The organism is uncultured Flavobacterium sp., assembly GCF_963974175.1.
Taxonomy (GTDB): domain Bacteria; phylum Bacteroidota; class Bacteroidia; order Flavobacteriales; family Flavobacteriaceae; genus Flavobacterium.
In genome coordinates this window covers 95713-116933 of record NZ_CAXBBR010000009.1, presented here as the reverse complement: position 1 = coordinate 116933, position 21221 = coordinate 95713, and the positions used below count along the sequence as shown (strand labels likewise).

Sequence of the window (21221 nt, the reverse complement as noted above, 5' to 3'; positions counted from 1 at the left end):
AATCGGAACTAGTTTACTCAAAAAAATGAGCCCACGATCAAAATCATGGGCTCATTTTATATATTAGGAATTGTGTCCAGCTTTAATCTACTACTTTACAATCCATAAAGGTACTTCCAGATCTTGATTAAAAAGCTCCTCAGTAACGCTTCCTACAAGTAAAGAAGAGAAAGTATTTCTACCTTTGTCTCCTACGATAATAAGATCAACCTTAGAAGCTTCGGCTTTAGCACGCAGTTTTTCTGCAACCCCACTATCTCTTCCAGGAATAATCTCAGTAGTAAGTTCCCCTTTGTATCCCACCTTTTTTATGAATTTCTCATACTTTTCCTTTAGGTGATTTTCAATCTTCGTATCAAGGTGTTCCTTTGGAATATAAGGAGAAAATTGTAATGGCACATTGTAAACGTGTACTGCTTTTACTTTAGCCGCTGTACTATTCTGTAAACTTTCAGCCACTTCAAAAACTTTATTCGAAGCACTTGAAAAATCGGTTCCAGCCCAAATATTGCTAATAACTGGTTTCGCATTTTTAGGAATAGACAAAATATTACATTTCAGTAAACGCAATAGCTTTCCGCTAACAACTCCAGTACCTTTAATCTTGTTTTTATTTCCAATTAAAGCCAACTGAACCTCATACTTGTTGACGATATAATTGATCAAAGATTCTGAATAAGGATCTTCAGAAATAAGAACTTCCCATTCAACTGAAGACTTAAATTTTTCTTCTACTTTTTCATTTAACTCATCCCCTATTATTTCGTCAAGGTTAATATCCTTTAACTGCTCTTCAAATAATTCTGAGATCTCATATTTTTTGATATTATGTACAAAGTATACTTTCTTAACCTTAAGCGTCTCTGCAATAAATGATGCATACTCAATTAGGGTGTTATCAATATCCGAAAGGTCTAAGGCGACCAAGATGTTTTTAATTTCAGTCATTATTGGGAATATTTAATTTTGTTTTGCTAATACTATTTTGTTTTTTAACGATGTCCGAAACTATTTCCTCGTAATTCTCAAGGTCTTTTTGCAATTCTCGTTTTTGTAATTTCTTCAGGTCTTCACTTAAACCTTTGTAAAGTGAAAAACACATGACTATTAAAATTACGGCAAATGGTAATCCGGTAACTATGGTTGCGGTTTGAAGTGCCTGTAATCCACCCCCTATCAATAGAACAGCAGCTACACCACCTTCAGCAAGAGCCCAAAATATTCTTTGGCCTACTGGTGCGTCAATCTTACCTCCAGAAGTTAAATTATCTACTACTAAAGATCCTGAATCTGAAGAGGTAATAAAGAATCCTGCAATTAAAATTATAGCGATAATGTTAAGGTAAAATGCGAAAGGATAATCTTCTAAAAACACAAACAGTGCAGTAGCAACGTTATCATTCACAGCTTTTGAAATAGTATCATCTCCCAGAAGTGTCATATGTAAAGCGGTACTTCCAAAAGCAGTAATCCAGAAAAAAGTTACAAGAGAAGGTACTAACAAAACACCTAAAATAAACTCACGTACAGTACGTCCTTTTGAAATTCGAGCAATAAACATCCCTACGAAAGGCGACCATGCAATCCACCATCCCCAGTAAAAAACGGTCCAGGCATTTTGCCAGTTAGCACCCGTATAACTTTCTGTCCAAGTTGAAAGTTCTAAAATACTAGATAAATAATTTCCTGTATTTTGTACGAATGATTTAAAAATAAAGATTGTTGGTCCTAATACCACAACTATTAAAAGAAAAGTCAATGCTATTCTCATATTCCATTCACTCAGGATTCGCACCCCTTTATCCACTCCTAAAACAACTGAAACGGTAGCAATTGCAGTTATTCCACCAATTAAAAGAATTTGAGTTTGTACACCACTATCTATTCCCCAAAGGTGATTTAATCCTGCTGCAATTTGTTGCACTCCCATTCCTAAAGAAGTAGCAAGACCAAATAAAGTAGCAATTACAGCGAAGATGTCAATGGCATCTCCAATTTTCCCATAAATTCTATCTCCTAAATAAGGATAAAAAATAGATCTAATGGTAAGTGGAAGCCCTCGTGAATACGTAAAATACGCCAGGGATAATCCTACCAATGCATAAACTGCCCAGGCATGAAAGCCCCAGTGTAAGAAGGTAAACCTCATAGCTTCCTTGGCTGCTTCAGCAGTTCCGCCTTCTGCCATTGGTGGGCTTAGAAAATGATAAACTGGTTCTGAAATACTCCAAAACAACAATCCAATTCCCATTCCCGCACTAAAAAGCATCGCGAACCACGACAGCGTTTTAAACTCAGGTTTTGCGTTTTGCCCTCCAATTCTTAAATGGCCAAATTTACTGAAGGCCAAATAAACCATAAATATCAAGAAAATATTGACACTTAAGATAAAAAACCAACCCGCTTTATTGGCAACAAAATTCTGAACCTCCGTAAAAACTTGTTCAGCCCCGTCTTTAAACATCAGCGTTAATGCTATTATGATGATGATGGTAATCGCCGATGTAAAAAACACAGGCCCATTAACATCCAATCCAAAAATGGATTTCCTCTCATCACTTCTTATAATCTTCTTAGCCATAAATCATTTTGTTATTTAATGTAATTTAATCTCTCTAAGGGTTTTAAACCCTCCATTTATATATAAAACCTAATAATCGTAACCAACCAATATTAATCTAAACGCACAAATAATTGCCTCCAAGGATAATCTAAAAAAACGATATACACTTCCCGTAGGGACTAAATCTCTACTTATATTCCTATCATAATCAATAAATCAGGAACCTTTTTTTTTGCGAAAAAAGCAAAATAACAGCATAACTAATGACTAAATGTCCTAGCGTGTATATCGAAAAAACTTAAATGAGTAAATGATTAAAGATCTTTAATCAATGTCAACCTGTTTAATTAAAAACAGTCTTAAAAAAGCAAAATATTGGACTGCAAATTTAGTCAAAAAAGAGCCGATACAACCCATAAATAGACATTAGAAAAACTCACAGAGAATACCGTAACTATAGAAACAGAATAATGAACAATTTACATTTATTCTATTAAAAAGTTCATTAATAACAGTTAGCGAACTCTTTATAAAAGTGCTTTATAACCCAATTTGGGTAATAAAAAGTACTATTTCTATAAATAAGTACACTTATACACCTCCAAAAAGAGAAACTTACTACTTATTTAGCTTGCAAATAATAATCAAAATAGAAATACTTACCACTGAATGTAAGTAACCATTTATAAGTCCCCACAATTTGTGAGACTATCCTATTAAATATTTAATAGTGATTTAATTTATCGATAGTTATTTTATACGTAATTTTATATAATAATTGTAACCCACAAACTATCATGAAAAAAATCATATTTTCAATCGCCCTTATAATTGCTGTAATTATTGGTTGTAAAACCAACAGTAGCTCTAGTGATGCTAAAAAATTAGTTATTGCTTTTGAAGCAAAAAGCAACAGCAACGTTTCTGGTACAGCCACTTTTATTGAGAAAAATGGCAAAGTAACTTTCGTAGCTAAAATAGCAGGGTTAAAACCAGGAATTCATGCCATTCATATCCATGAAAAATCTGATTGTTCAGCTGCAGATGGAAGCTCAGCTGGCGGACATTGGAACCCTACCTTCAAAAAACACGGAAAATGGGGTGTAGGCGAATACCATAAAGGCGACATAGGGAATTTCACAGCTGACGCTAACGGTAATGGAACGATAACTATAACTACAGATGAATGGAATATTGGTTCAGGAGATCCTACAAAAGATATTTTAGGTAAAGGATTAATTGTACATGAAGGAGCTGATGATTTTGTATCGCAACCTTCTGGTAATGCCGGAGCAAGAGTAGCATGTTCAGCTATTATCAAGTAATTTACTAGTATAAATATGCCTGTACTTATTTTAAAATAACTGTAGGCATATTTTATTTTTATTTAATCCCAAGACAATAAAATAACATAGCTTTGTACTATTAAAAATAAACAATGATTAACCCTTCAGCATCCGGTTGGATAGATAAGTATTTTTCAAAACAAAAGAACAAGGAACAAATTGTTTACGAGAGTCCTGATTTGTTTTACACCAATATTAGAAAAACAGGATTTATATACGGACACATTGTTTCTTTTGAAACCACCGTTCCTATAACAACGAAGGGCTGGGTTCAAAATGAAATCCCAAAGGTTGCTTTGTTAAATACACTCTATGCAATTTATGGATTAAGTACCCGTGACAACAATCCAGATAATTTTCTGTCTAAAGCCTTAGACTTCTATAATGAGATGACTCCTCAAGGGTATAATTTGCTAAAAAAAATATTACCTGATAGTCCGCCTTCTTTAAATTTGGAAAAAATAATTGATGATCGAGTTCAAACCAACATTGACATCATCAGCAAAAACTTTTCTCATATTGTAACGAATGCTTTACTTTTTATAGATGTTTTAGCTTTTCGCCAATATTTAATTCATGGTCAAATACCCGAGAAATATCTTAAAAAAATAGAAGAAGCAGTCATTAGCATTGTTTCTCTTGCTTTAAAAACCAAATCCAATAAATCCAAATATGACGATTTATTAAATAAGTTGTTTGAAGCCTCAGTACGCTATAGTAAATTTTCAAAAGTAAGTGTTCAAAATCTAGAAGAACTCAATCTGAAATATTTTGAATCTGAATTAGAGAAATATTATCTAATTGATATGGCGGGAATGGCACTGTGGAGCGATGGAAAGATTGAAAATGAAGAAGCTTACTTTTTGCACAAATTAGCAGAACTGATTTCAGTTCCTGACTCTTTTGTAACGGAAAGCATTAATAATACCGATGCATTTATCACAAAACATAAAAGCAAAATTCCTTATTTCAACTATTCGAATCCTGTTAAACATTTTTATGACCAAACGACTCAAAGTGTAATCACATTAATTACACGAAACAAAAATCGATTGGTCAAAGAAATTGTTCAAAGTAGAGATTTAATGATACTTTTAGGAATCTCCACAAGGAGAGACTTGGATGAAAGAGAAAAGAAAAAGGTGAAAAAGCAATTATTAGAAATTTGCAAAACCATTCCGTCCCTGACTATATTTTTGCTTCCTGGAGGTAGCTTGCTATTACCTATCCTTATCAAATTTATTCCAAAATTACTTCCGTCGGCCTTCAATGAAAATTCAGATATAGATATAGATTAAATAAAAAAATCGCCCTAAGGCGATTTTTTTTATTTTTAGAACTTCAATTGAAAAACTTCATCCAACTCTTTATTGGAACTAATATTTACATTTAAGTCGGTTACAAAACCTGAATTTAAACCGTAAACCCAACCGTGAATACTTAGATCTTGGCCGTTTTTCCATGCTGCCTGTACAATCGACGTTTTAGATAAATCAAAAACTTGCTCTTTTGCATTGATTTCTACAAAAGTATTAAAACGTTCTGTTTCATCCTCAATCGAATCTAAATAGTCATTATGTAAACGATAAACATCTTTAATATGACGAATCCAGTTGTCGATAATACCAATAGACTGATTACCCATAGCCGCTTTAACTCCACCACATCCATAATGCCCACAAACAATAACATGCTTTACCTTTAATACATTAACTGCATAGTCTAGCACGCTTAACATATTCATATCTGAATGGACCACCATATTAGCGATATTTCTATGTACAAAAACCTCACCTGGCTTAGCACCGATAATTTCATTTGCTGGAACACGACTGTCTGAACAACCAATCCACAATAATGGTGGTGTTTGCCCTTTGGCCAAATCTGCAAAATAATTTGGATCTACAGCTAATGCTTTTTCAACCCATTCTTTATTGTTTTCTAATATTTTTTTATAAAAATCACTCATTTTTATTTAAGTTTTTAAATTTATAACCAACTCTATAATTTACTAAAATTACGAGTATTAATTAATCTATAATTTTTTTGTTTACTTATTTTCTAAAGTCTCAGTAGCTACTTCTTTTTTTACCATCTTTCTTTTTGCAACATCATAATAATGTTCAAAAGAAACATGATTAGCACTATCAGGTGAGTTTTCTAAATCGTATGCTTCTTTAAACCCTTTAAGTTTTACCTTAATATTTTCTTCTTTAGCGCGGGTTTCTTTAAACTCTTTAATCAAATCTAAAATATCATGTGCAATATAAACAGTGTCATCAGCATTTATAATTACTTTAGAATTTTCTGGAATATCATTTAATGTGCTTTTTATAGCTGCTTTATTTAAAAAAGAAACTTCTTGGGCTAAATCAATATGAATAATATCTCCATCAACATACTCCTCTTTTTTAAAGCTATAAGCTCTTTTAAGATTCCCTTTTAAGATAAAAATAATACTAATTACGATACCTAACGCTACTCCTTTTAATAAATCAGTTGTAACAACCGCAACTAAGGTAGCTACAAAAGGTATAAATTGGTATTTTCCTTTCTCCCAAAAGTGTTTAAAAGTAGCCGGCTTAGCTAATTTATATCCTACTAAAATTAAAATCGTAGCCAATGTTGCTAATGGTATTTTATTAAGAATAACTGGAATAACTAATACACTTATTAAAAGTAAAACTCCGTGTATGATAGCAGACATTTTTGATTTTGCACCAGCTGCATTATTAGCAGATGTACGTACTACCACAGATGTCATAGGTAAACCACCTATTAATGCACTGACAATATTACCAATACCTTGTGCTTTAAGCTCTATATTAGTATCCGTATATCTTTTTTGAGCATCCATTCTATCAGAAGCTTCAATACATAATAATGTTTCGATAGAAGCGACTATGGCAATCGTTAAACCTACAACCCATACTTTAGGATTTGTGAAACCTGAAAAATTAGGTGTAACAATGATTGACTTTAATTCATCAAAAGATGTAGGAATAGGTAACGAAACTAAGTGTTCTTTAGATATTGCTAATGAGCTTCCTGATGAAATGAAAATTTCATTTAAAACAATCCCAGCGACTACAGCGATTAACGCACCTGGAACTAATTTCAACTTCTTTAAAAAAGGTACTTTATCCCACGAAATAAGAATGATTAAGGAAACCACCGTAATTACAATAGCACCTAATTGAACGTGATTAAAAACTTCAAATAATGAAGAGAAAGAGTTATCGCCGTTTGCTTGCACAAAAGATTGGTCTCCTTCAAAATCAGCGTCATAACCAAATGCATGAGGTAATTGTTTTAGAATAATAATAAGTCCAATTCCGGCAAGCATCCCTTCAATTACATTAGTTGGGAAGTAATTTGAGATACTACCTGCTTTTATAAATCCTAAACCAAGTTGAACAAACCCAGAAATTAAAACTGCCGTTAAAAAAATATCAAAAGCACCAAAATCAGTGATTGCTGTTAATATAATAGCTGTTAAACCAGCTGCTGGTCCAGAAACACTAAGGTGTGATTTACTCAAATACCCTACTACAATTCCACCAATAATACCAGAAATAATTCCCGAGAATAAAGGTGCACCAGAAGCCATCGCAATTCCTAAACACAATGGGAGCGCCACCAAAAAAACCACTAAACCTGATGCAAAATCAGATTTAAGGTTGGCAAAAAGATTAATTTTCTTTGTCATAATACTACAATAATTTATACGTAAACTGTCCACAACATTTTTAAATGAGACAGTTAATTTTTTAAAAAATACAATCCGAAGTATTAAGCCAAGTTAGGTGGAGGGGAAAATATAGTTGCTGAAATCTTATCGTGTTTAGAGAGATTTACAGAATGGATAAGGCTTGATTTATTATGCTTTCCCAATAAGAATCCAAGTTCTATTTCAGTGTGGTAAGCAAAAACTTTAACCTCTTTTTGAGTATGTTCCTCTTCAGATAAACTAAAAAAGACAGAAGTATCGCACGACTTCTCTATCATCGTCACTATTGCTGGCGTTGCTAGAAAAGCTATAAATAAGAATAAAAAAATGCGTGCTATAAATTTCATTATTACAAAAGTATGATTAAACTTCTCAATTTGGAACTAAGGGGAAATAATTTTGTTAAAATTTAACATTTACAAAAAAACCAAAATAATATGTAACTACTATTTTGGTTTTCATTTATTGATAAAGTAAAAAGGGAATGTGCTATTCTTCTAACCATGCTTGCATCATCCAGATCGTTTTCTCTTGCTCAGCAATAAAGTCACTCATCATGGCATTAGAACCTTCATCATTAACCACTGCTGTTTTATTTAAAATTTCTCTTTCTAAAATTAATAGATGAGACAATGAATTCACAATTAGGTGAACCGCTTTTTCATCATTTGAAATATTTTTACCAACTTCTATTTTATTGTGCTTAATATAATCTTCAAATGTGTGCAAAGGAGTCCCTCCCAAAGTTAAAACACGCTCCGCTATCATATCAATCTTTAATTGTGAATCATTATACAATTCTTCGAATTTTACATGCAAATCAAAAAAACGTTTTCCTCTAATGTTCCAATGAATTCCTCTCAAATTCTGGTAGTAAACTTGATAATTGGACAATAATGAATTTAGTTCACTGATTATTATTTCTGTTTCTTTTACTGGTAGACCTAAAATATTCGTTTTCATGTTTTTATTTTTAACAAAGTAACCAAGAAAACCACGAAATACACTATAAATTAAATTGATTGTTTTTATATTTGCATTGTAAAATACTATCAAAAATGACAATTACTCAATTGAAATACGTCTTAGCAGTTGCTGAACATAAAAATTTCACCTTAGCTGCAGAAAAATGTTTTGTTACGCAACCCACATTAAGTATGCAAATTCAAAAAATTGAAGAGGAATTAAGCATATTAATATTTGACCGATCTAAAAAACCAATTCAGCTTACTGATATTGGACAAAAGATTGTCAATCAAGCTAAAAATATTGTCAATGAAGCGGATCGCATCCAGGACATTGTCGAACAACAAAAAGGATTTGTAGGAGGGGAATTTAGATTAGGAATAATTCCTACAATCATGCCCACGTTGCTTCCTATGTTTTTAAATAATTTTATAAAAAAATATCCAAAAGTTAAACTGATAATAGAAGAGTTAAATACGGAGGAGATTATCACTAAACTTAATAATGGCCATCTGGATGCTGCAATTGCAGCCACTCCTTTGATGGAAGAAAAAATAAAGGAAATCGTTTTATATTTCGAACCCTTTGTAGCTTACATTCCTGAAAGTCATCAGCAGTTTAATAAAGAGGAAATTACCATCTCCGATTTAAATCTAGATGAAATCCTTTTACTCCAAGATGGTCACTGTTTCAGAGACGGTATATTGAATTTGTGCAAAAACAATCCGAAAAATGAATTTAGCCATTTTCAAATAGAAAGCGGAAGTTTTGAAACATTAATAAAACTAGCCGATGAAGGATTAGGTACAACGCTACTTCCCTATTTGCATACTTTAGATTTAAAAGAATCTGACAAAGTGAAACTACGTCACTTTGCAGAACCAAAACCAGCTAGAGAAGTTAGCTTAATTTTTCCAAAAAGTGAATTGAAAATGCATATAATTGACGCACTACGAACCACAATCGCCGGAGTAATAAAAGGAGCTATTGTTTTTCAAAATGTACAAATTGTAAGCCCACTCAAAAGCAAATAAAAAAAAGGAACATCAGCTGATGTTCCTTTTTTTTAGTCTTCATTCAATTATAGAAAGACACACTTTTAAGTCTGGTTTTTCATTCGTAAAGAACAAAAGCCATTTCCTTAAATGGTCAATTTCGTAGGGTAATAAATTTCTAATTGCTTTTTTAAGCTCTTTAATAAAAAGCTCGGGGTTAAAGCTCACTCTTTCAAGTACCTCTTTTGTGTAATCATAAATCATTCTAGACATAACAATAGGGTTTAAAAATTATCTTAATAAAACATATTGTAAATATATTGATTAATGACAATAATCACAGTAAAAAAGCAGATTAAACACAATAAACATCGTTTAAATACACTTTTTACAATCTAATTTATTAAAATTCCTACATCACTAATTTTAAACTAAATAGTAATTGTAGTATACTTTTTACGTTTTAAAGTAAAAAAAAAGGAACCTATCAAGGTTCCTTTTTTAATTTATGGGTTTACTTTTAATACACATTGCTGTAATTCTGGTTTTTCGATTATAAAGTTAAATAACCACTCTCGCAATTGTTCCATCTCATAAGGCAACAATGTTTTGATCGCTTTTTCTAACTCTTTACAAAAAAGTATTGGGTCGAAACTCACTCTTTCTAGTATTGATTTTGTGTAATCATACATGATTTTAGACATAATAAATTAAGAATTTATGGTTAAATTTTGATTTTTAACTTATTGTAAAAATACATTTTTTATACTTACCGCTTGTAAACTTAACGTGTAATTTTCATTATTATTTCAACATGCTATTATAATAAAAAAACTTACAATTCAATCCACTAAAAAATCAAGCAAACTTTCTTGCGCGAAACATTTCTCTTTTACCAGGAGGACCTGCCAGTTTCTCTACAGTAAAACCTACCTCAATCATACTCCTTTTCACAACACCACGAGCCGCATAGGTAACTAAAACCCCATTGTCTTTAAGCGCATCAAACATTTTTTTAAATATGGCAGTACTCCATAAATCTGGTTGTACACGATAACCAAAAGCATCAAAATAAATCAGGTCAAATCGATCTAAATCATTAATCTCTTCAAATAACTGCTTCCTTTTGGTTAATGAAAAATCATTCCCAAAAGTCTCCTTTTCTTCCCAATTGCATTGATGCATAAGTTCAAAAATGCCTTTATCATCAGTTGCATTCAATTCTTCAACATAATTCATAGAAACCAGTTCTTCTGCTGATATAGGGTAGGCTTCTACTCCTACATAGTCAATAGATTGATTCATCTTCCTTCCCTCCAAAAACGTAATAAAAGCATTCAGTCCAGTACCGAAACCTATTTCTAAAATTGAAATTTCCTTGTTTTGAAATAACGATAGTCCGTTTTTTATAAAAACATGTTGGGCTTCCTGTATCGCACCATGCTTAGAATGATAGCATTCATCCCATTCCTTAATTTGTATGGTGGTCGAACCATCAAGTGTCTGTATAATTTCTCTTTTCAAAATACTATTTTTGAAGGTAATATTAATTTTATGTTTTTTGTACTTGGTCAAATTTAATAAAATCCGTTATAGTTCACTCAAAAAACCCCATTTATTGTAAATTCGACAGAAAATACAAGCTTTTTATTTGATTTTAATAACTGTAAATAAATCACAATTAAAAGCTATAATTAATGATGTTTTCATAAGAATTTCATTGATTTTTATTTAATTTTGCATGAATCAAAGTTTAATTTGCATTAATAGCATGTTGTAACTAACCGTTAACACTATTTTCAACACTAAAATAAAAACAAAATAATATTATGAGCACAACTCACACTAACAAAATTGATATCATAAAAGCAGCGACTTCAAAAATTAACCAAGTAGATTTTGACAATTTAAGCTTTGGTTCGGTATTCACCGATCATATGCTAGAATGTGACTTTAAAAATGGAGAATGGCAAAAACCGGTCATTAAGCCGTACGCACCATTTTTGTTAGACCCTTCGGCTAGAGTTTTTCATTATGGTCAAGCTATCTTTGAAGGAATGAAAGCTTATAAAGATGAAAGTGATGACGTTTGGCTTTTTAGACCTGATGAGAATTATAAAAGATTCAATAATTCAGCTGTAAGAATGGCTATGCCAGAAGTTCCTGAGGATGTTTTTATGAATGGGTTAAACGAATTATTAAAGTTAGATGAAGCTTGGATAAAAAAAGGAAAAGGAAATTCATTGTACATCAGACCTTTTATGATAGCTACCGGTGAGGGAGTTATTGCAAATCCATCTAATGATTACAAATTTATGGTTATTTTATCTCCTGCAAAATCGTACTATTCTGGGGAAGTAAAAGTATTAATAGCAGAGCATTTCAGTAGAGCCGCAAATGGTGGAATTGGAGCTGCTAAAGCCGCAGGTAATTATGCTGCACAATTTTACCCAACTAGCTTAGCAAATGCTGCCGGTTTTCAACAGGTAATTTGGACTGATGATGCAACACATACAAAATTGGAAGAAGCTGGTACAATGAATGTGTTTTTCAGAATAAACGATACTTTATTCACTGCTCCTACAAGTGAAAGAATCCTTGATGGTATTACCAGAAAAAGTCTTATTGACTTGGCTGAAAAAGAAGGCATCACTGTTTCAGTACGCCCAGTTTTAGTTTCAGAACTTGTTGAAGCATCTAAAAACGGTACTTTAAAAGAAATATTTGGAGCAGGTACTGCAGCCGTAGTTAATCCGATTATTGGATTCTCATATCAAGATGTTTATTATGAATTGCCAAAAACTGAAAATTCATATGCAATGCAATTGAAAGATAAATTAACAAATATGCAACACAAACTGGCTGAAGATACATTTGGCTGGACTGTAAAAGTATAGATTTCAGTCCCCATTAATTAACGGGTACTACCTTAAGTAAAAAAGCGATTTCCAGATTTGGAAATCGCTTTTTTTTATAAACTCATTTTTCAGGATACGGATACAGGCTTTTTCTAAAACGTAAAACACCTAAAATTAAACGACCAAACTCAAGTTTGTTATTCACCCAATATTTTAGAAAAATCAGGTTTAAAATAATTAGGTCCTTTCATTACTTTGCCGTCCTCACGGTATATAGGATTCCCTAACTCATCTAATTTACTCATGTTACTGCGTTGAATTTCGTCAAAAACAGCTTCTATTTTATGTTGTAATCCATGTTCAATTATAGTTCCACAAAGAATATACATCATATCGCCTAAGGCATCTGCTATTTCAACTAAATCATTATTTTGAACCGCCTCCAGGTATTCTTCATTTTCTTCTTTCATCAAATGATACCGTAGTGTGTTCTTACTTTCACCTAAATTGGCGATTGGTGTTTCACTATGCCCTATTTTAAATGCCGTATGAAACTCTTTAACTGAATCGATTTGCTTTTGCATAATATTATTTGATTAAATGAGATCGCAAATTAGCAACTAATCGCAAACAATTGATTAAATTTGCCAAAAATAATTTACACTATGTTTAGCCAAGGACAATTGATATTTGCAGTCTGTTTTTTTGTTGCTTTTGTTATTGCGATGATATTTGCTTACCGAAAAGATATAAAAATTCACAAAGAATTTTACAAAGGAAATTACAAGATATTAATAGGTTTCCTTGTTTTTATTGGGATTCTATTTGTGATAAAAGTTTATTTTAAACGTTAATCATACTTTTTAAAACAAAAAATGCCCGCTTCTCAGCGGGCATTTTTTTATTCATTTTATTCTAATTTTCTAGCGGTAAAAAGCTAAAGTCTTTAGAATAGTTCAACATTTGTTCTGCAAAAGTTTTTGGTTGTTTTACATCAATAGAAATAATATTTCCTTTTGAATCTACGTTAGGAACCAACACCGGATTTACAAAACCGCTATAAGGTGCCGAAGGGAATTTTTTATTTCGTTCCAATACTTCCGCATGCATCTTTTGATCCACTTTCACACCGTAATTTTCAACTAGAGCCTTACCTGCAGTATAATCTCCTTCGGATTTTATACGTTGTACTTCGCGCAACAATTGTCCGAACAAATCATGCAGCTTCTCATAATCTGTAATATTGAAATACGTTTTTCCATCGCGGCTAATTTTTTCAATTACATTGTCTTTCTTTCCTTTTTCGAATGCCCACGCACTAACCCATTGGCGATTTCTCATGTGTGCCTCTTCAATATCAGCTCCTAAGTCTAAACGTACTAATTGCGTCATTAAGCCATTTCTAATATAACTGTCATAAGACTCCATTCCTGTTTTTTTCCAATCGTCAACTAAGCCTAATTCTTGAATTTTAGGATTATACAAATAAAACAATCCTACTAAGTCAGCTCTTCCCTCTTCCAGAGTTGAAGCATAGCTTTTCAATGTTTCTCTAGGAGTTCCTACACCAGGATTAATTTGTCCTGAAGCGTGCCCTACTACTTCATGTAAAGCGGTATGTAACTTATCCCCTATTTCTCCATATTTTTTTGCCAAAATTATCTCTTCTTCATCATTTGCAAATTCTTCTAACTTACCTTTTCCCGCAGCTTTAGAATAAGCATCGATTATATTTCCTAAAGAAACTGATTTAGAACCATGTTCCGCACGAATCCAATCTGCATTTGGTAGGTTTACTCCAATAGGTGTACTTGGTGATGCATCACCAGATTCTCCAGCCACGATCACTGTTTTATAAGAAACACCAACTACGTTTTTCTTTTTATGTTGTTCCATTAATGGAGAATTGTCTTCAAACCATTGTGCGTTTTTAGAAACCTTTTCCATTTTTTTGGACATATCAAAATCCTTAATTTGTACAATTCCTTCATAAGAACCTCTATATCCCAAAGGATCATTATACACTTCAATGAATCCGTTAATGTAATCAATGTTTCCTTCAGTAGCTGATAACCAGGCGATATTATAATCATCCCAAGTTTTTAAACTTCCTGTTTTGTAGTATTTGATTAACAGTCCTAAAGCATCTCCTTGTTTTTTATTTTCAGCAACACTTTTTGCTTTTTTCAACCAAAAGATAATTTTTTCGATTGCATCGCTATACATGCCGTCACACTTCCAAACTTTTTCTTCTAACTGTCCTTTTGCGTTACGAACTAATTTAGAGTTCAATCCATAAGAATAAGGTTTAGTAGGATCTGGACTTACTTTTTTAGCATAAAAATCTTCTGCTTCTTTTAATGAGATCCCTTTAGCATAAAAATTAATCGCTGAACCTTCAAGTAACCCTTTCGACTCATCAAGATTAACTCTTTTAGAATCTACATCATTAAAAATAATAGCAACGACCGCAGACTCTAATTCAGTTTTGGTTGCTTTCATCACAGTCTCAAGATAATCTTTTGAAAAATCAGGTTTGATTTTATCGCTCGAATAATGGTGATGAATTCCATTTGAAAACCAAACTCTCTTAAGATAAATTTCGAAATTTTTCCAATCTCCAGACGTTTTATCTCCATTGTAATTTTGATAGATATGCTCTAATGCGGTTCTGATCTTTAGGTTGTATTTATAATGTTGATCCCACATTATATCACGCCCCGAAGTTCCTGCCTGAGTAAGGTAATAAACTAGTTTCTGCTCTTTAAGAGTAAGATCTTCCCATCCTGGAATTTGATAACGCAACACCTTAATGTCGGCAAACTGTTCCACAAGATAATTAAAAGGCTCATTCTCTGCTGCTTTTACTGTTGTTGCTTCCACTTTTTGAGCATTGCAAACAACAGAAACTGCTAGAGTCATAAAAAGACCCGCGCTTTTAAATAATTTCATTATTATTGATTTTTAGATGTTTAATAAATTATAACTCCTCAAATATACATATTCTTTAAATAAAACATAAAAATCAGTGCTCATAATGCTTCAAATACTAAACGGCAATAAAACATTTTTTAGGAACTATTTTAATTAGTTCATTTATTAGCCGTACTACTACATTTAGAATCATTTAGATATAATCGTGCTAATCTAATTATTAAATATCTCGAGAAAAAAGTGCTCCTACATTAAAATTTAGCATTTCCATAATTTTTTTAGGATTCGTCTTAGATATTAATAAAAATTCTAACTTTACCGTTGAAAACAATTAATCTATTATGCGGATTTTAAAATATATTTTTCTTTTACTATTACTTAGTATAGTGGCTCTGTCCATCTTTATTGCAACTCAAAAAGGCAACTTTTCTATCGAAAGAAGCAAAATCATAAATTCACCAAAAAGTGCCGTATTTAACTATGTAAACGATTACAGAAATTGGGCTGACTTTGGTTCTTGGACCTCTGAAGATCCAGAGATGAAAATAGTATATCCGCAAGTAACCGTTGGTAAAGGAGCATCTTATTCTTGGGAAGGAAAAGATGGACCAGGAGAAATGCGCACTCTTTTTGTCAAAGAAAATGACAGTATAGCTCAAAAAATGAATTACAATGGAACTTCTTCGTCCGTTTTCTGGAGTTTTAAAGATACCGTTGGTGGTACAAAGGTCACATGGAAAACTACTGGAGAGATGAGTTTTCTTTTTAAAGTATACACTGCTTTGAATGGAGGAGTAGACAAAGTTATTGGAACAATGTATGAAAAAAGTCTAGCGAATTTAGATAAATCACTTGATTATGAAATAAATACCTTTTCAGTAAAAGTAAACGGACTAGTAAAAAAACCTCAAACCTTTTATTTAGCTCAAACTTTTACAAGTGAACTATCTAAAATCAATAAAAACACTAAAATAGTCATCCCGACTATAATTGCATTTTGTGAAGAGAATGAAATTGATGTAAATGGAAAGCCTTTTGTGATTTATCATACGTATGACGTGGTAAAAGGATTAGCTAAAATTTCGATCTGCGTACCGATAAAAAAGGAAATATTCATTAGTTACGGGAGCGACATGGTTTCTGGAAAACTGGAAGCATCCGAAGGAGTAAAAACAACTTTAACAGGAGACTATTCGCATATCAAAGATGGATATGACAAGGCTCTTGCGTTTCTTAATAAAAACCAATTAACTCAAGACCCACTAATTTCGCATATCGAGATTTATTCGATAGGTAAAAATGAAATGAAAAATCCATCTAAATGGGTTACTGAAGTTTACATTCCGGTTTTACCGAAAATCATACCTGTAAAAGCGTACACTCCGGCCCCAGTAAAAACGACCGTTGTCGCTCCAGAAGCAACACCTGTAAGTTCAATTGCACCCGCTAAAGTCATTAAGCCAGTAGTGAAACCATCAGTAAAACCTATCGAACCAAAAAAAATACCTACACATAAAACTACGGAGGAAGAATCTTCAGAGTTTTAATTTTTTTTTAGTTGTTGATTAAACCTATTTCATAATTTCCTATCTAACTATATAAAAGACAACTTTGCAGGAAGAAGAGGAATTTATACAACAGTTATTGAACGCCAAAACGCAAAACGAGGCGTTTCAAAAACTCTTGTTAACCTATCAAAAGCCTCTGTACAGTCACATTCGGAACATCATTTTAAATCATGATGATACTGATGATGTCTTACAAAATACATTTATTAAAGTATTTCAAAATTTAAAAAATTTTAAAGGAGAAAGCAAGTTATTTTCTTGGATGTACCGCATTGCCACAAATGAGGCCCTTAGTTTTTTAAGTCAAAAAGCTAAAAAAGGAGGGGTTTCATCTGAAACATTACAAAACAAAACTATTGACAACCTTAAATCCGATAGCTATTTTGACGGAAATGAAATCCAAATAAAGCTACAGAAAGCGATTGTTACCCTTCCTGAAAAACAGCAGTTGGTTTTTAAAATGAAATATTTTGAAGAATTAAAGTACGAAGAAATATCAGAAATATTAGGTACTTCAGTGGGTGCATTGAAAACTTCCTACCATCATGCCGTAAAAAAAATAGAAGCATTTGTAACCTCAAATTAAACCTTTTGTCTAAAATTAAGTCCTATATATGTTATGAAAGCATTTAAATTAGAAAACGAGCCGAAAATTGAGTCTGGATTTAAAACTCCAGAGCATTACTTTGAAAATTTTTCAGAAAAGCTAATGCATAAATTACCTGAAAATGAACCAAAGGTAATTTCTCTTTTTCAAAAAAATAAAAAAATAATGATGATGGTTGCCGCCGTTTTAATTATAGCATTACTTGTTCCTGTATTTTACACTAGTACCGTTAATGTAAATAGTAAAGAAATAGACACAGCCACCTTGGAAAATTATTTAAGTTACCAATCCAATATAAATCAATACGATCTAATTAATGGTTTGGATACTGATGAAATTAATAATATCAACGCTACCATAGCTTTAGAAGATGCAACTATTGAAGATATATTAGTGAGCAATGCTAATTTAGAAAATCTTATAATAGAATAAATCTTGTGAAAAAGTATAATAAAAAATCATATACAATGAACATCAAAAAAATTATCCCAATACTTCTCTTATTGACTTCCTTTAGTTTTTACGCACAAGACTCCGGAATGAAGGACAAAAAAGAGCAAATTAAAGCACTAAAAGTGGCTTTCTTGACTACCGAATTAGACTTAACAACTCGTGAAGCCCAAAAGTTTTGGCCTATCTACAATACGTATGATGATAAACAATTTGATATTAGGCATCAAAAAATGAGAGCCTTTAAAAGCCGAATGAATGATAGTGCTTTAGATGACATGAGTGAAAAAGAAGCTAGTACATTGCTTAACCAAATTGAAAGCGCAGATGAGGAATTATTCTTATTACGAAAAAAATTCAGCAAGGATCTAAAAGCAGTACTACCTGCTGTAAAAATTATAAAACTCAGAAAATCTGAAGAAGGTTTCAATAGAAAATTATTGCATCAATACAGAAGTTCAAAAAAATAATATAATACCACGTTTCAACATCTAAAACCCTATTCCATGCACCGTAGCATCGAATAGGGTTTTATTTTAGAAAATGAATCCGAATCATTTTATTTTTACCAGCAGCAATTGCAGTATGATTGTCTAAAAATCGAATGGTAAACAAACTCGGATCAGAAGCCAGTTGTTTCCATGTATTCCCACTATCATACGAGTAATAAAGTCCGGATGCACCTACGCTAACTAATGATTTTCCGTTACTATGTGGAACATATTGCACACAAGAAGCATATCCAAACCCTTGATTTTCGGCTATGAGCTCCCAGGTTTTACCTCCGTCAGCAGTTCTCGCTTTGTTTCCGAAATTTTGATTAAGTGCCTCATAATCACCTCCTGCAACAAACCCTCTTTTAGCATCATAGAAGTCGGCCGTAAAAATTCCCGCCATGGCTTTCCCTTGTACAATAGGAGTATTATACACTTTCCAAGTATTCCCTTTATCGGCAGAATAGAATACTCTGGCTTTTTGACCCCCTGAAACAATCCAGGTATTATTTCCCTTTATCACAATATTAGTATTACTTGCTGCAAAAGCAGCTTCCCCTTCAACAATTTTAGGCAGTTTGTATGCCGGAACTTTATTCCATGTGTTCCCGCCATCTCTGGTAATAATAATCGAAAGACAATCAGTTATAGGGTCGCCCATTGCTATTCCTTCGTTCTTATTCCAAAATTGCATACTGTCATAAAAAACCTTTGCATTATTTTCCTGATACACTAACGTTGTTTTTAAGCCCGTCTTAGAAACTTTATAAAGCAAACCCGGATTAGCAACACTCAACAAAAAGATATTTTTTGTAGTTTGAGCAATACTTCTAAATTCTAATTTTAAAGTATCCTTCGTTATTTTACGTTCTATTTTTTCTTTTATTTTCAAATCATAATAACCAAACCTTGAATCATTCGCTGCAAACCAAATTTTATTTCCATCCGTGCTAATGGCTCTAATACTGATTTTATCTTGAAACAGTGTATCTATACTCACTGTTTTAAAAATAATCTTATCATTACCCACACCTATGTAGCTTGTTGTTTTACAGGGATTTAAAAAAAACAAACCCAGTACTACTAAAAAAACATTTCTCATTTCAATCCTTTTATTTGAAGCTAAAATACAATTTAATATAGCAATACCAAATGGTCTTAAAATTTATTGGCACAGTAATTGGATAATCAGTTATTGTTAAATATAAATACACATACTATGAAAACTAAACTATTATTATTAAGCCTGATAACCTCAGTTTTTATAGTGCAAGCGCAAGATAGAAACAGGGTTAATGCAATGACAAATGAAATTAGCGATAATTTAGATTTGAGAGCCGTTGCTGATATTTTTGGAGATTCACGAGATCTTCAAGAATTTGAGAGACAACTAAATGACCCTGAACTACAAATATCAAATTTGGATTTAAACAACGATAACGAAGTAGATTACTTACGGGTTATAGAAACCGTGGAAAATAGAACCCACGTTGTTATCATACAATCTGTACTTGACCGTGATGTTTATCAAGATGTTGCAACGATCGAAATAGAAAAAGACAGATACAACAAGGTACATCTACAAGTTGTAGGTAATGAGTATATGTATGGCCCAAACTATATCTACGAACCCGTATATTATAGAACTCCCGTTATTTATGCTTCATTTTGGTCTTACAATTACAGACCATATGTTTCTAACTGGTATTGGAATTATTACCCATCGTACTATTATGCGTGGAACCCATTCCCTGTGTTCAGATATAGAAATAACATCCAAGTTAGTTTGAATGTATACAACAACTATAATTATGTGAATTACAGAAGAAGTAACCAAGCGGTAGTGCTTTATAACTCGAGACGTTCAAATGGTTATGAAAGACAGTACCCTAATAATAACTTTTCGAGAAGAAACGCCAATGTTTCTAATCGTTATGAATTAGAACAAAGAAGAGGTAATAGAAATGTAGGATCTAGAAACGAAGTTGGTTATTCTCAAAACAGAAACCAATCATCAAGAACTACAGAATCACGAAGAAATACAAATCAAAGAGATTATTCTCAAAACAGAGGCACAACTTCAAGAGAATCTGCTCCACAAAGAAATACAAATCAAAGAGATTATTCTCAAAACAGAAGCACTACTTCAAGAGAAGCTGCTCCACAAAGAACAACAAATCAAAGAGCTAATTCTCAAAACAGAAGTACAACTTCAAGAGAAACTGAGCCACAAAGAGCAGGAACACAAAGAGACTATTCTCAAAACAGATCAAATCCTTCAAGAGAAAATGCCCCACAAAGAACTGAAACGCAAAGAGACTATTCTCAAAACAGAAATAACACTTCTAGAGAATCTGCTCCACAAAGAACTGATACGCAAAGAAGCAACGCTCAAAACAGAGTTAATCAATCTCGAGAAAGTGCACCACAAAGAACTCAAACGCAAAGAGACAATTCTCAAAACAGAGCAAACGCTCCTCGAGAAAGTGCTCCTCAAAGAACTCAAACTCAAAGAGGAAATTCTGAAAAGAGTGCTCCACAACGAACAGAATCAGGTCGAGATAATTCTTCCAGAGGAAACAATAGGAGATCCTAAAAACAGTGAAATACAATGATTTTAAACACGCTCAATTGAGCGTGTTTTTTTTATGTCTTTTTCTAAATAAACAAGCCTATTTTATTTAAAAAGAGTAAATTTGACGAGTTTTTA

General features: G+C 32.4%; 22 protein-coding genes. 10 read left to right on the top strand and 12 right to left on the bottom strand.

Annotated features, from left to right (window positions below; genetic code table 11):
- Positions 1–90: 90 nt before the first annotated feature.
- Complete coding sequence (locus AAC069_RS13925) at positions 91–948, bottom strand: universal stress protein (protein WP_339921067.1); 858 nt, start codon at positions 946–948, stop codon at positions 91–93.
- Positions 941–2581 (bottom strand): BCCT family transporter, encoded by a 1641-nt coding sequence (locus tag AAC069_RS13920; RefSeq protein WP_339921066.1) that lies wholly within the window; start codon positions 2579–2581, stop codon positions 941–943. Before AAC069_RS13920 ends, AAC069_RS13925 begins: the two co-directional genes overlap by 8 nt.
- A 779-nt stretch (positions 2582–3360) precedes the next feature.
- On the opposite strand from AAC069_RS13920, the gene AAC069_RS13915 reads away from it, so the two are divergent.
- Positions 3361–3888, top strand: a complete 528-nt coding sequence (locus tag AAC069_RS13915) for a superoxide dismutase family protein (RefSeq protein ID WP_339921065.1) — start codon at positions 3361–3363, stop codon at positions 3886–3888.
- Positions 3889–4001: 113 nt separating this feature from the next.
- Entirely contained in the window at positions 4002–5207 is a 1206-nt protein-coding gene (locus AAC069_RS13910) for an LETM1-related biofilm-associated protein (protein WP_339921064.1), read from the top strand.
- A 35-nt stretch (positions 5208–5242) separates the two neighbouring features.
- Here AAC069_RS13910 and can read toward each other — a convergent pair whose 3' ends face one another.
- From can to AAC069_RS13890, 4 genes are all read right to left on the bottom strand, one after another.
- The gene (gene can / locus AAC069_RS13905) at positions 5243–5878 is read right to left on the bottom strand and encodes a carbonate dehydratase (RefSeq protein WP_339921063.1); all 636 of its coding nucleotides are present in this window, start codon (positions 5876–5878) and stop codon (positions 5243–5245) included.
- Positions 5879–5959: 81 nt separating this feature from the next.
- Positions 5960–7618: a SulP family inorganic anion transporter gene (locus AAC069_RS13900; RefSeq protein ID WP_339921062.1), complete on the bottom strand. Its 1659-nt coding sequence runs from the start codon at positions 7616–7618 to the stop codon at positions 5960–5962.
- 83 nt (positions 7619–7701) lie between these two features.
- Entirely contained in the window at positions 7702–7986 is a 285-nt protein-coding gene (locus AAC069_RS13895) for a hypothetical protein (RefSeq protein ID WP_091092964.1), read from the bottom strand.
- 142 nt (positions 7987–8128) lie between these two features.
- On the bottom strand, positions 8129–8602 hold the full coding sequence (locus AAC069_RS13890) for a Dps family protein (protein ID WP_339921061.1): 474 nt from the start codon (positions 8600–8602) through the stop codon (positions 8129–8131).
- 95 nt (positions 8603–8697) lie between these two features.
- Here AAC069_RS13890 and AAC069_RS13885 point away from each other — a divergent pair, with 95 nt between their 5' ends.
- Complete coding sequence (locus AAC069_RS13885; RefSeq protein ID WP_091092962.1) at positions 8698–9639, top strand: LysR substrate-binding domain-containing protein; 942 nt, start codon at positions 8698–8700, stop codon at positions 9637–9639.
- Positions 9640–9678: 39 nt separating this feature from the next.
- Here the strand turns inward: AAC069_RS13885 and AAC069_RS13880 are convergent, their stop codons facing one another.
- The 3 genes from AAC069_RS13880 to mnmD form a co-directional block, all read right to left on the bottom strand.
- Entirely contained in the window at positions 9679–9873 is a 195-nt protein-coding gene (locus AAC069_RS13880; protein WP_091092959.1) for a hypothetical protein, read from the bottom strand.
- A gap of 233 nt (positions 9874–10106) precedes the next feature.
- Complete coding sequence (locus tag AAC069_RS13875; protein WP_091092957.1) at positions 10107–10304, bottom strand: hypothetical protein; 198 nt, start codon at positions 10302–10304, stop codon at positions 10107–10109.
- A 154-nt stretch (positions 10305–10458) separates the two neighbouring features.
- Positions 10459–11124, bottom strand: a complete 666-nt coding sequence (gene mnmD / locus AAC069_RS13870; RefSeq protein ID WP_339921059.1) for a tRNA (5-methylaminomethyl-2-thiouridine)(34)-methyltransferase MnmD — start codon at positions 11122–11124, stop codon at positions 10459–10461.
- A gap of 305 nt (positions 11125–11429) precedes the next feature.
- Between mnmD and AAC069_RS13865 the strand changes: the two genes are divergently transcribed.
- Positions 11430–12497 (top strand): branched-chain amino acid aminotransferase, encoded by a 1068-nt coding sequence (locus AAC069_RS13865; protein ID WP_339921058.1) that lies wholly within the window; start codon positions 11430–11432, stop codon positions 12495–12497.
- Between the two features lie 158 nt (positions 12498–12655).
- Here AAC069_RS13865 and AAC069_RS13860 read toward each other — a convergent pair whose 3' ends face one another.
- Complete coding sequence (locus AAC069_RS13860) at positions 12656–13042, bottom strand: nucleoside triphosphate pyrophosphohydrolase family protein (RefSeq protein ID WP_091092951.1); 387 nt, start codon at positions 13040–13042, stop codon at positions 12656–12658.
- Positions 13043–13123: 81 nt separating this feature from the next.
- Here AAC069_RS13860 and AAC069_RS13855 point away from each other — a divergent pair, with 81 nt between their 5' ends.
- Positions 13124–13312 carry a hypothetical protein gene (locus AAC069_RS13855; RefSeq protein WP_339921057.1) on the top strand — a complete coding sequence of 63 codons (189 nt, stop codon included), beginning with the start codon at positions 13124–13126 and terminating at the stop codon, positions 13310–13312.
- Positions 13313–13373: 61 nt separating this feature from the next.
- Here the strand turns inward: AAC069_RS13855 and AAC069_RS13850 are convergent, their stop codons facing one another.
- Positions 13374–15410 carry a dihydrofolate reductase gene (locus AAC069_RS13850; protein ID WP_339921056.1) on the bottom strand — a complete coding sequence of 679 codons (2037 nt, stop codon included), beginning with the start codon at positions 15408–15410 and terminating at the stop codon, positions 13374–13376.
- Positions 15411–15733: 323 nt separating this feature from the next.
- Here AAC069_RS13850 and AAC069_RS13845 point away from each other — a divergent pair, with 323 nt between their 5' ends.
- From AAC069_RS13845 to AAC069_RS13830, 4 genes are all read left to right on the top strand, one after another.
- On the top strand, positions 15734–16939 hold the full coding sequence (locus tag AAC069_RS13845; protein ID WP_339921055.1) for an SRPBCC family protein: 1206 nt from the start codon (positions 15734–15736) through the stop codon (positions 16937–16939).
- Positions 16940–17003: 64 nt separating this feature from the next.
- Positions 17004–17546 carry a sigma-70 family RNA polymerase sigma factor gene (locus AAC069_RS13840; RefSeq protein WP_339921054.1) on the top strand — a complete coding sequence of 181 codons (543 nt, stop codon included), beginning with the start codon at positions 17004–17006 and terminating at the stop codon, positions 17544–17546.
- Positions 17547–17579: 33 nt separating this feature from the next.
- Complete coding sequence (locus tag AAC069_RS13835) at positions 17580–17999, top strand: hypothetical protein (RefSeq protein ID WP_339921053.1); 420 nt, start codon at positions 17580–17582, stop codon at positions 17997–17999.
- Positions 18000–18034: 35 nt separating this feature from the next.
- Entirely contained in the window at positions 18035–18487 is a 453-nt protein-coding gene (locus AAC069_RS13830) for a sensor of ECF-type sigma factor (protein ID WP_339921052.1), read from the top strand.
- Between the two features lie 61 nt (positions 18488–18548).
- Here the strand turns inward: AAC069_RS13830 and AAC069_RS13825 are convergent, their stop codons facing one another.
- Complete coding sequence (locus AAC069_RS13825; protein ID WP_339921051.1) at positions 18549–19613, bottom strand: oxidoreductase; 1065 nt, start codon at positions 19611–19613, stop codon at positions 18549–18551.
- Positions 19614–19730: 117 nt separating this feature from the next.
- On the opposite strand from AAC069_RS13825, the gene AAC069_RS13820 reads away from it, so the two are divergent.
- Entirely contained in the window at positions 19731–21107 is a 1377-nt protein-coding gene (locus tag AAC069_RS13820; RefSeq protein ID WP_339921050.1) for a hypothetical protein, read from the top strand.
- Positions 21108–21221: the final 114 nt, after the last annotated feature.